Origin of the sequence: Kitasatospora sp. MY 5-36, assembly GCF_001182915.1 — a bacterium.
In the GTDB taxonomy this organism is placed as follows: domain Bacteria; phylum Actinomycetota; class Actinomycetes; order Streptomycetales; family Streptomycetaceae; genus Kitasatospora.
This window is the reverse complement of record NZ_LFVW01000465.1, coordinates 1-9320: the sequence shown is the minus strand read 5'-3', so window position 1 is coordinate 9320 and position 9320 is coordinate 1. Positions and strand designations below refer to the sequence as shown.

Here is a 9320-nt window from a genome sequence, read left to right as displayed (position 1 = left end):
CTCCGTGGAGTTGTGGGCCTGCTTCGGGGTCGCCCGGGGTGCGCGCGGCCCGCGGGGGCAGCGGGGCGGCCGGACCGGCCAGCAGGGGTTGGGAGTCGGGTCGGCTCGGGGAGACGGCGAAGGCCAGCGAGCCGAAGAAGACGTAGCAGCCGAGCCCGACCCCGAGCGGGAAGATGAACTGGAGCGCCATCACGCCGCCTTCGGTGGAGCGCGAGAAGTCCAGCTGGACGGAGAGCGCCGCCATGCCGGTGTAGTGCATCGCGCAGACCGCCACGCCCATCACCGGCGCCGCCGCCAGGACGGCGAGCGTGCCCCGGATGTTCAGCGCGGCCCAGAGCGCGGCGGTGGCGGCGACCACGGCGATGGCCACCGAGGCCGCCACGACGGTCCGGTCGTAGCCGAGCCGGCCGGGCAGGACCATCGCGGCCATGCCCAGGTAGTGCATCGCGGCGACCCCGAGGCCGGTGGTCAGCCCGCCGACCAGCAGGGCCGGGGCGCGGCGGCGCCAGTACCCGACGGTGAAGAGCCCGATGCCGACCACGGCGACGGCGACCAGCAGGCTGAGCACGGTGAGCAGGGGCCGGTAGCTGATCTCGGCGCCGGTCACGGAGAAGCCGAGCATCGCGATGAAGTGCATCGACCAGATCCCGGCGCCGAGCGAGGTGGAGGCGAACAGCAGCCAGACGACCCGGGTGCGGCCCTGGGAGACGAGCGCCCAGCGGGCGCTGCGCAGCGCGACGAAGGCGCCGAGGCAGGCGACGAAGTACGAGACCGCCGGGGTCACCCAGCCGTGGTCGGCATGGTGGATCGCACCCAAGAGAGCTCCCTGGACGAGGGTTGAGGGCACCGGGGCGCGGGAGGGCGCGGCTGGTCGGGGAAGGCGCGCGGCGAACGGGCACCGGAGCGGGAACGCCGTCCCGCGGGGAGGAGCCTGGCGTGTGGTGCCCCTGACAAGGGGGAGATTAGCCATCGACCGGCAGTCGCACAATGTTCGCGTTTTTCGTGAAGTCCCAGGTCAGGATGGGCCTTTACGCGGCCTGCATGATCCCGGCACCAACCCCTGACACCGCCTGCGCACCGCCCCCGGCCGCCTTTGGTGCTTACTCCAAGGGGGCTAGCCCGAACGGGTGGCCGGCCGGGTCGATCAGCACCCGCAGCGTGCGGCCGTGCTGGTAGGCGGGCTCGGTGGCGCCGAGCGCGAGGGCCTTGGCGGTGGCCTCGTCCAGGTCGTCGACGTAGAAGTCGAGGTGGAAGTGCTTGCTGCCGTCCGGCTCCGTCCACGGCTCCGGTCGGTAGCCGGTCACCCGTCCGAAGCCCAGCGGGCTGCCGCCCTCGGGGTTGTCCAGGATGGCGAAGTGGTCGTCCGCGTGCCTGGTCTCCCACCCCAGCAGTTCGCCGTAGAACGAGGCCAGCGCGACCGGGTCGGCGCAGTCGATGGTGACCATGGCGAGCCGGCCGAAGCCGGTGTCGGCGGGCCCGGTCGGCCCGGTCGGCTGGGGCTGCTCGGACGACCGGGGCCGGTCGGACCGTTCGGACGACTGCGGCCGTCCGGACGGCTCGGACCGCTCGGACCGCTCGGTGGCGAGGTCGGACATGGCAGGTCGGCCCTTCTGGGAGTCGAGAGCTGGGGCCCATCACCAATATGGCACCGGGGTGACCCTCCGGCACGGCGGCGGATCTCATTTTCCTTAGCGAGAGTAATGACGTAAGCTAAAGAGATGCCCGAGATGTCCGAGCAGGACCTCGCAGCGATCAGTCAGCTGCGATCGTCCACGATGCGCCTCTCCCGACGACTCAAACACCAGAGGGTGGAGGAGTCGCTGAGTCCCACCGAGATGGGAGTGCTGGGCACCCTCGCCCGGTGCGGGAAGGCGACGCCGGGTGAGCTCGCCCGGAAGGAGCACGTGCAGCCTCCTTCGATGACCAGGATCGTCGCGATGCTGGAGGAGAAGGGGCTGGTGCGGCGCGAACCGCACCCCGAGGACCGCCGACAGGTGGTCGTCAGCAGCACCGAGCAGGCCGAGACGATCCTCGCGGAGAGTCGTCGGCGCCGGAACGTCTGGCTCGCCGAGCTCGCCCAGGGGCTCGACGAGGAGGAGTGGGCCGTCCTCAGGGAGGCCGCGCCCGTGCTCTACAAGCTCGCACACCTGTAGCCGTACACCCGCGGTCCGTACGGCCGCAGCTCGTACACCTCTGAGGCACACCGACCCCGGCCGGCCGCCGGGAGAACAAGGAGCCCGCATCACCGCAGGACCGACCACCGACACCAGGAGCGCGACGGCCACCGCCATGGCCGTCGCGCCGCGAGGGGAGACCAACGTGACACCGACGGCCGCAGCCAGCGCCGCCATCCGCACCGACGAGCCCACCACCGACCCCGCCGCGGCCAGTGCCGCGGCCGCCGAAGCCCAGGCACCCGCCCCCACGGGACTGCCCGGCAACGGCGACGACGACCCCGACGAACGCACCGCGGCGGACCCCGCCGCTCCCGGCCGATCCCACCCGTCGCCCACCACCACCCTTCCTTCGGCGAGCTCCGCTCGGCCCCTCTCGTCGGCCACATCTCCCACAGGCGCCCGCTTCACGAGGCCCGGGGGGATGTTCTCCTCCCTTCGCGTTCGCAACTACCGCTACTACTTCGCCGGCCAGGTGGTGTCCAACACCGGCACCTGGATGCAGCGCATCGCCCAGGACTGGCTGGTGCTGAGCCTCACCGGCAGCCCGCTCGCGGTCGGCATCACCACCGCCATGCAGTTCCTGCCGATGCTGCTGCTCGGACTGTTCGGCGGCGTGCTCGCCGACCGGATGCCCAAGCGCCGGCTGCTGATCTACACCCAGGGCGCGATGGGCCTGCTGGCCGCCGGCCTCGCGGTGCTGACCGTCGGCGGTGTGGTGACGCCGTACTACGTGTACGCCTTCGCGCTGCTGCTCGGCCTGGTCACCGTGGTGGACAACCCGACCCGGCAGGCCTTCGTCTCCGAGATGGTCGGACCGAAGGACCTGGCCAACGCCGTCAGCCTGAACGCCGCCAACTTCCAGACCGCCCGGCTGGTCGGCCCCGCCGTCGCGGGCCTGCTGATCGCCGCGGTCGGCAGCGGCTGGGCGTTCGCCGTCAACGCGCTGTCCTTCGCCGCCGTGATCGGCGGGCTGCTCGCGATGCGGGAGTCCGAACTGCGCCCGACCGCGCCGATCGCCCGCGAGAAGGGGCAGTTGCGCGAGGGCCTGCGGTACGTCAGGGAGCGGCCCGAGCTGCTCTGGCCGATGGTGCTGGCCGGGTTCATCGGCACCTTCGGCTTCAACTTCCCGACGCTGCTCTCCGGTTTCGCGTACGACACCTTCAAGGTGGGCGCCGGCCAGTACGGCCTGCTGAACACCGCGATGGCGATCGGCTCGCTGGCGGGTGCGCTGCTCGCCGCCCGCCGGGGCGTGCCGCGGCTGCGCCGGCTGGTCGGCGCGGCGCTGGCCTTCGGAGCACTGGAGGTGGTCGCCGCGTTCGCGCCCGACTACTGGACCTTCGCGCTGCTGCTGATGCTCATCGGGGTGTTCGGGCTGAGCTTCAACACCTCCGTCAACTCCATGCTGCAGTTGTCCACCGACCCCGAGATGCGCGGCCGGGTGATGGGCCTGCTGGTCCTGGTCTTCACCGGCGGCACGCCGATCGGCGCCCCGGTCGTCGGCTGGGTGACCGCCTCGTACGGGCCCCGGCTCGGCCTGCTGGCCTGCGGACTGGTGTCCGCGGCGGCGGCCGGCGCGGTCGGCCTGGTGCTGGCCCGCAGCGCGGACCTGCGGGTGCGGTTCGACCTGCACCCGGGCCGCGGCGGCCGGGTGGTGGCCTTCGTGCCGCGGACCGGTGCGGCGAGCAAGTCGGATCTGGCGGCGGCCTGCTGATGCCGTGTCAGGCCCCCGGGAGTGCCCCGGGGGCCCGGATGGTTCAGGAGCCCGGACGGTTCAGGGGCGGGCGGGTCAGAGCCGGATCTCCAGCACCTGGCCGGGCCAGAGGCCGTGCGGCTGCTCGACCTCGAACGTCACGGTCTCGGTGAAGCCGAGCGCCCGGTAGAGTCCGACCAGCTTGCGGTCGGCGCCGCCGTAGCAGTCCACCCGGAGCAGGCCGATGCCGCGCCGGCGGGCCTCCTCGATCGCGTCGGCGATCAGCGCGGCGCCGATGCCGGAGCCCTTGCGGGTGCGGTCGGTGACCAGGTTGCGGACGTACAGCTCGCGCTCGTCCACGGCGGGGATCCACCGGCCGCGGTCCTCGGAGACCACGCAGCAGCCGACCGTACGGCCGTCCTCGTCCACGGCGAGGCGGATCAGGAACGGCTCCTCGGCGTACGAGGAGACCTGGTCGATCCGGGCCTGGTTGGTGCTGAACGGCTGGTCGCCCCACTGGCCGGTACGGCCCTGGGCGGTCAGCCAGGAGACGGCGCCGTCGAGCAGGGACAGGATGTCGGGGACGTCCGCGGACCCCCCGTTGCGGATCTTCATGGAAGACCGTTCTACCCCAGACGGCCGGTCGCGGGAAGATTGATCCATGAGGTTGTTCGTGGCGGTGCTGCCGACGACCGAGGCGCTGCAGGGGCTCGCGGACGCGGTCGCGCCGCTGCGGGAGCTGCCGGGGGCGGAGCGGCTGCGCTGGACCGGCGCCGAGGGCCGGCACCTGACCCTGGCCTTCCTGGGCGAGGTGGCCGCCGAGCGGCTGCCGGAGCTGGCGGCGGGCCTGGCCGCCGTCGCCGAGGTCAACCCGGTGCACCGGCTGCGGATCGCGGGCGCGGGGCGGTTCGGCGACCGGGTGCTCTGGGCCGGGGTCGAGGGCCAGGCCTGGGCGCTGCGCCGGCTGGCCGAGGCCGTCACGGAGGCCACCGCCGAGGTCACCGGGGCGACCGACGACTTCGCCTTCCACCCGCACCTCACCCTCGCCCGGGCGGGCTCCTCGCGCGGGCACCGGCGGGCCGTGCGGCGGGTCGCGGCGGCCGAGCTGGACGGCCTGGTGGCGGCGCTGGCCGACTACCGGGGGCCGGAGTGGGAGGCCGCCGAGCTGCACCTGGTGCGCAGCGACCAGGGCGGCGGCTCCGCGCGCTACGTGACGCTGCGCACCTGGGCGCTGGCCGACTGGGGCTGAGGGCTGAGGGCTGAGGGCTGAGGGCTGAGCGCCGCGGGGGCGGGCCGTGGGGGGCGGTGGGGCAGGGGCCCGGCGGAGTCCGGGGTGAGCCGGAGGTACGCTCGTTGACCGTGGATCCCAAGACTCGTATGCGCATCGTCTCCGGCACCCTGGTGCTGATGCTGGTCGTCGTGCTGATCAGCTCGCTGGTCGGCCGCTGAGGCCTGCCTGAGGCCCGTCCGAGGGCTGCCTGAGCCTGCCGGAGGCCCGTCCGGGCACAGACACGCCCCAGGACCCCGGGAACGGCGAGAGGGCCACCGCCCGTCGGCGGTGGCCCTCGGCCGTGTCCTCGGGGGACCGGGTCAGACCTGCGCGAGCTGCTCGACCACGTAGTCGACGCAGTGGGTGAGCGCCTCGACGTCCGCCGGGTCGATCGCCGGGAACATCGCGATGCGCAGCTGGTTGCGGCCCAGCTTGCGGTACGGCTCGGTGTCCACGATGCCGTTGGCACGCAGTGCCTTGGCGACCGCGGCGGCGTCCACCGACTCGTCGAAGTCGATGGTGCCGACCACCTGGGAGCGCTCGGCCGGGTTCGCCACGAAGGGGGTCGCGAACGGGGACTTCTCGGCCCAGGAGTACAGCCGGGACGAGGAGTCGGCGGTGCGGGCGACCGCCCAGTCCAGCCCGCCGTTGCCGTTCAGCCACTCCAGCTGGTCGGCCAGCAGGAAGAGGGTGGAGAGCGACGGGGTGTTGTACGTCTGGTCCTTCGACGAGTTGTCGATGGCCGTCGGCAGCGAGAAGAACGGCGGGATGTAGCGGCCGGAGGCGGCGATCTCGGCGGCGCGCTCCAGGGCGGCCGGGGAGAAGGTGGCCAGCCACAGGCCGCCCTCGGAGGCGAAGGACTTCTGCGGGGCGAAGTAGTAGACGTCCGTCTCGGTGATGTCCACCGGCAGGCCGCCGGCGCCCGAGGTGGCGTCCACCAGGACCAGCGAGCCCTCGTCGGCGCCGGCCGGGCGCGCGATCGGCATCGCGACGCCGGTCGAGGTCTCGTTGTGGGTGAGCCCGTAGACGTCCACGCCGGCCTCGGCGACCGGCAGCGGGTGGGTGCCCGGGGCGGTCTTGATCACGGTCGGCTCGCCGAGCCACGGCGCGGCCTTGACCGAGGAGGCGAACTTCGAGGAGAACTCGCCGAAGTCCAGGTGCTGGGACTTCTCCCGCACCAGGCCGAAGGCGGCGATGTCCCAGAAGGCGGTGGAGCCGCCGTTGCCGAGGACGACCTGGTAGCCGTCCGGCAGCGAGAACAGGCTGCTCACGCCCTCGCGCACGCGCTTGACCACGTTCTTGACCGGGGCCTGGCGGTGCGAGGTGCCGAGCAGGGAGGTCTGGGTGGCGGCGAGGGCACTCAGGGCCTCGGGGCGCACCTTGGACGGTCCGCAGCCGAAACGGCCGTCTGCGGGCTTGATGTCAGCGGGGATCTGGATCTGAGCCACGCGCGCAGCCTACCGGCCGGGGGCCCGGCGGGGTACGGCCGTCCGCCCGCTGAGACCGCGGTCACGGCTGCTCGGGGAGCCGCCCGGAAACGTGCGGCAGCGGGCCCGGCCGGAGCCGGACCCGCTGCTCAGGGGCACTGACCGGACGCTCGTCCGGTATTCGCCGACCGGGGGGTCAGCGGGCGATGGCGTCCCAGCCCTCGATCTCCTCGGGGCGGCGCGGGCCGGGGCCGATGTAGCGCGCGGAGGGGCGCACGAGCCGGCCCGTGCGCTTCTGCTCCAGGATGTGCGCCGACCAGCCGGCCGTCCGGGCGCAGGTGAACATCGAGGTGAACATGTGCGCCGGGACCTCGGCGAAGTCCAGCATGATGGCGGCCCAGAACTCGACGTTGGTGGCCAGCACGCGGTCGGGGCGGCGGTTGTGCAGCTCCTCCAGCGCGGCCTTCTCCAGCGCCTCGGCGACCTCGAAGCGCGGCGCGCCGAGCTCCTTGGCGGTGCGGCGCAGCACCCGGGCGCGCGGGTCCTCGGCGCGGTAGACGCGGTGGCCGAAGCCCATCAGGCGCTCGCCCTTGTCCAGGGCGTTCTTGACCCAGGCGGTGGCGTCGCCGGTGCGCTCGATCTCCTCGATCATGCCGAGCACGCGGGACGGCGCGCCGCCGTGCAGCGGGCCGGACATCGCGCCGACCGCGCCGGAGAGCGCGGCCGCGACGTCGGCGCCGGTGGAGGCGATGACCCGGGCGGTGAAGGTGGAGGCGTTCATGCCGTGCTCGGCGGCGGAGGTCCAGTAGGCGTCGACGGCCTTGACGTGCTTCGGGTCCGGCTCGCCGCGCCAGCGGATCATGAACCGCTCGACGACCGTCTCGGCCTTGTCGATCTCGCTCTGCGGGACCATCGGCAGGCCCTGGCCGCGGGCCGACTGGGCGACGTAGGAGAGTGCCATCACGGCGGCCCGGGCGAGGTCGTCGCGGGCCTGCTCGGCGTCGATGTCCAGCAGCGGCTTGAGGCCCCAGACCGGGGCGAGCATGGCGAGCGCCGACTGCACGTCGACCCGGATGTCGCCGGAGTGCACCGGGATCGGGAACGGCTCCGCGGCCGGCAGGCCGGGGTTGAACTTGCCGTCCACCAGCAGGCCCCAGACGTGGCCGAAGGAGACGCTGCCCACCAGGTCGTCGATGTCGACACCGCGGTACCGCAGGGCGCCGCCCTCACGGTCGGGTTCGGCGATCTCGCTCTCGAACGCGACGACTCCCTCAAGCCCGGGTACGAAATCGGACATGCGACGGCTCCCTCAGTTCTGTGATCGGCGCTCCGCCGTGGTGGGGCGGCGCGCCAGTGACCGAATGGTGTTTGGCACTCGGTGCCAGGGTGACAGGCACGGGGTGCATTGCGCCATACACCACCATGGTGATGTTTCCCGTCGACCCGTTTGACTTTCCCCGTCGGAGGGGTCGGCCGGGCCCGTGGCGCTCCCGGAACCCCTGGAATCGCCGGAACCAAACGTCCGGTTCCGGACAATTCCCCGCAGGGCGGGCGGCCAAGCGGTGGAGGGTCACCTGATCTCCCACCGGGGTTTGTCCGGAGGTAGCGGTGCCCGCTGCTTGTCGTACGGGATGATGTTGGCGTGCAGACCCCGGATCGCGCCCAGTCGACGCCCCCGAGCCCCGCCAACCGGACCCTGGCCGACGAGGCCCGCCCCGGCCCGGACCTCACCGTGATGCGCAAGCACTACAGCCACGAGGGCCTGGTCGAGGAGCAGCTCGCGCCCGAGCCGATCGGCCAGTTCACCCGCTGGTTCCACGACGCCGACGACGCCGGGGTGGTGGAACCCAACGCGATGGTGCTCTCCACCGCCGACGCCGAGGGGCGGCCCAGCTCGCGCACCGTCCTACTCAAGGGCTACGACCTGCGCGGCTTCGTGTTCTTCACCAACTACGGCTCCCGCAAGGGCTCCGAGCTGGCCGCCAACCCGCATGCCGGGCTGCTGTTCCCGTGGATCGCGCTGGCCCGCCAGGTGATCGTCCAGGGCCGGGTGGAGAAGGTCGGCCGGGACGAGACCGCCGCCTACTTCCGCACCCGCCCGCACGGCTCCCAGCTGGGCGCCTGGGCCAGCGAGCAGTCCAGCCCGGTCGGCGGCCGGGAGGTCCTCGAACAGCGGTACGCCGAGCTGGAGCGCCGCTACCCGGAGGGCGAGGGCGTGCCCGTCCCGCCGTTCTGGGGCGGGTACCGGGTGGTCCCGCGGAGCGTCGAGTTCTGGCAGGGCCGGGAGAACCGGCTGCACGACCGGCTCCGCTACGTCGCCGACCCGTCCAGCCCGACGGGGTGGCGGGTGGAGCGGCTCTGCCCGTGATCCGTTCGGCCCACAGGCTCCGCGCGGCGCCCGCGCGGAGCTGATGGACCGTCATCCCCCGGGTGTAGGATGCCCGTCGCGGACCTGGGTCGATGCACTTGCGGCCGGCAGCCCGCTGTGCCGACACGATCGAGTGAGGGACTGATGGGCGTCACCGGTGCGGAAACCGCCGCTGGACTCGGCTCTGACCTGGTCGACGTCGCCGCCCTGCCGCTCGACGAACTCGACGCCCTGCCCGACACCGTCCTCGGCGACCTGCTGCGCCGGGTGGTCGCGGACGCCCTGACCCCCGGCGCGGAGCCGCTCGCCGCCTTCCAGTCGGCGCTCGACCGGTAGCGCGCCGCCCGGCGCGCCCGCGCCCCCGCCCGGCGTCCGCGCCCTCCGTTCA

General features: G+C 73.1%; 10 protein-coding genes. 5 read left to right on the top strand and 5 right to left on the bottom strand.

Features of this window, described 5'->3' with window-relative positions; genetic code table 11:
* Both AE652_RS27115 and AE652_RS27110 read right to left on the bottom strand, forming a co-directional pair.
* The coding region (locus tag AE652_RS27115) for an MHYT domain-containing protein (RefSeq protein WP_063780282.1) at positions 1–817 on the bottom strand (817 nt) is incomplete at its 3' end.
* A 283-nt stretch (positions 818–1100) separates the two neighbouring features.
* On the bottom strand, positions 1101–1595 hold the full coding sequence (locus AE652_RS27110; protein WP_234348557.1) for a VOC family protein: 495 nt from the start codon (positions 1593–1595) through the stop codon (positions 1101–1103).
* A 123-nt stretch (positions 1596–1718) separates the two neighbouring features.
* On the opposite strand from AE652_RS27110, the gene AE652_RS27105 reads away from it, so the two are divergent.
* Both AE652_RS27105 and AE652_RS27100 read left to right on the top strand, forming a co-directional pair.
* Positions 1719–2153 (top strand): MarR family winged helix-turn-helix transcriptional regulator, encoded by a 435-nt coding sequence (locus AE652_RS27105; RefSeq protein ID WP_030235202.1) that lies wholly within the window; start codon positions 1719–1721, stop codon positions 2151–2153.
* 136 nt (positions 2154–2289) lie between these two features.
* Positions 2290–3888: an MFS transporter gene (locus AE652_RS27100; protein ID WP_082345997.1), complete on the top strand. Its 1599-nt coding sequence runs from the start codon at positions 2290–2292 to the stop codon at positions 3886–3888.
* A 75-nt stretch (positions 3889–3963) separates the two neighbouring features.
* Here AE652_RS27100 and AE652_RS27095 read toward each other — a convergent pair whose 3' ends face one another.
* Positions 3964–4482: a GNAT family N-acetyltransferase gene (locus AE652_RS27095; RefSeq protein ID WP_082345996.1), complete on the bottom strand. Its 519-nt coding sequence runs from the start codon at positions 4480–4482 to the stop codon at positions 3964–3966.
* Between the two features lie 46 nt (positions 4483–4528).
* Between AE652_RS27095 and thpR the strand changes: the two genes are divergently transcribed.
* Positions 4529–5116 carry an RNA 2',3'-cyclic phosphodiesterase gene (gene thpR, locus AE652_RS27090; protein ID WP_063780281.1) on the top strand — a complete coding sequence of 196 codons (588 nt, stop codon included), beginning with the start codon at positions 4529–4531 and terminating at the stop codon, positions 5114–5116.
* 341 nt (positions 5117–5457) lie between these two features.
* On the opposite strand, the gene serC is transcribed toward thpR, so the two are convergent.
* Positions 5458–6585 carry a phosphoserine transaminase gene (gene serC / locus AE652_RS27085; protein WP_049656082.1) on the bottom strand — a complete coding sequence of 376 codons (1128 nt, stop codon included), beginning with the start codon at positions 6583–6585 and terminating at the stop codon, positions 5458–5460.
* 175 nt (positions 6586–6760) lie between these two features.
* Positions 6761–7861, bottom strand: coding sequence for a citrate synthase 2 (locus tag AE652_RS27080; protein WP_049656080.1), 1101 nt, complete (start codon positions 7859–7861; stop codon positions 6761–6763).
* Positions 7862–8299: 438 nt separating this feature from the next.
* On the opposite strand from AE652_RS27080, the gene pdxH reads away from it, so the two are divergent.
* Together pdxH and fxsA are read left to right on the top strand one after the other, a co-directional pair.
* A complete protein-coding gene (pdxH, locus tag AE652_RS27075; RefSeq protein ID WP_049656088.1) occupies positions 8300–8932 on the top strand; it encodes a pyridoxamine 5'-phosphate oxidase in 633 nt (210 codons plus the stop codon).
* A 144-nt stretch (positions 8933–9076) separates the two neighbouring features.
* Positions 9077–9268 carry an FxSxx-COOH cyclophane-containing RiPP peptide gene (gene fxsA / locus AE652_RS27070; RefSeq protein WP_049656076.1) on the top strand — a complete coding sequence of 64 codons (192 nt, stop codon included), beginning with the start codon at positions 9077–9079 and terminating at the stop codon, positions 9266–9268.
* Positions 9269–9320 lie beyond the last annotated feature (52 nt).

Coding starts and splice junctions, on each gene's coding strand:
- thpR (WP_063780281.1), top strand. CDS start 4,529: ATGAGGTTGTTCGTGGCGGTGCTGCCGACGACCGAGGCGCTGCAGGGG.
- AE652_RS27105 (WP_030235202.1), top strand. CDS start 1,719: ATGCCCGAGATGTCCGAGCAGGACCTCGCAGCGATCAGTCAGCTGCGA.
- AE652_RS27100 (WP_082345997.1), top strand. CDS start 2,290: ATGGCCGTCGCGCCGCGAGGGGAGACCAACGTGACACCGACGGCCGCA.
- AE652_RS27080 (WP_049656080.1), bottom strand. CDS start 7,861: ATGTCCGATTTCGTACCCGGGCTTGAGGGAGTCGTCGCGTTCGAGAGC.
- fxsA (WP_049656076.1), top strand. CDS start 9,077: ATGGGCGTCACCGGTGCGGAAACCGCCGCTGGACTCGGCTCTGACCTG.
- AE652_RS27110 (WP_234348557.1), bottom strand. CDS start 1,595: ATGTCCGACCTCGCCACCGAGCGGTCCGAGCGGTCCGAGCCGTCCGGA.
- pdxH (WP_049656088.1), top strand. CDS start 8,300: ATGCGCAAGCACTACAGCCACGAGGGCCTGGTCGAGGAGCAGCTCGCG.
- AE652_RS27095 (WP_082345996.1), bottom strand. CDS start 4,482: ATGAAGATCCGCAACGGGGGGTCCGCGGACGTCCCCGACATCCTGTCC.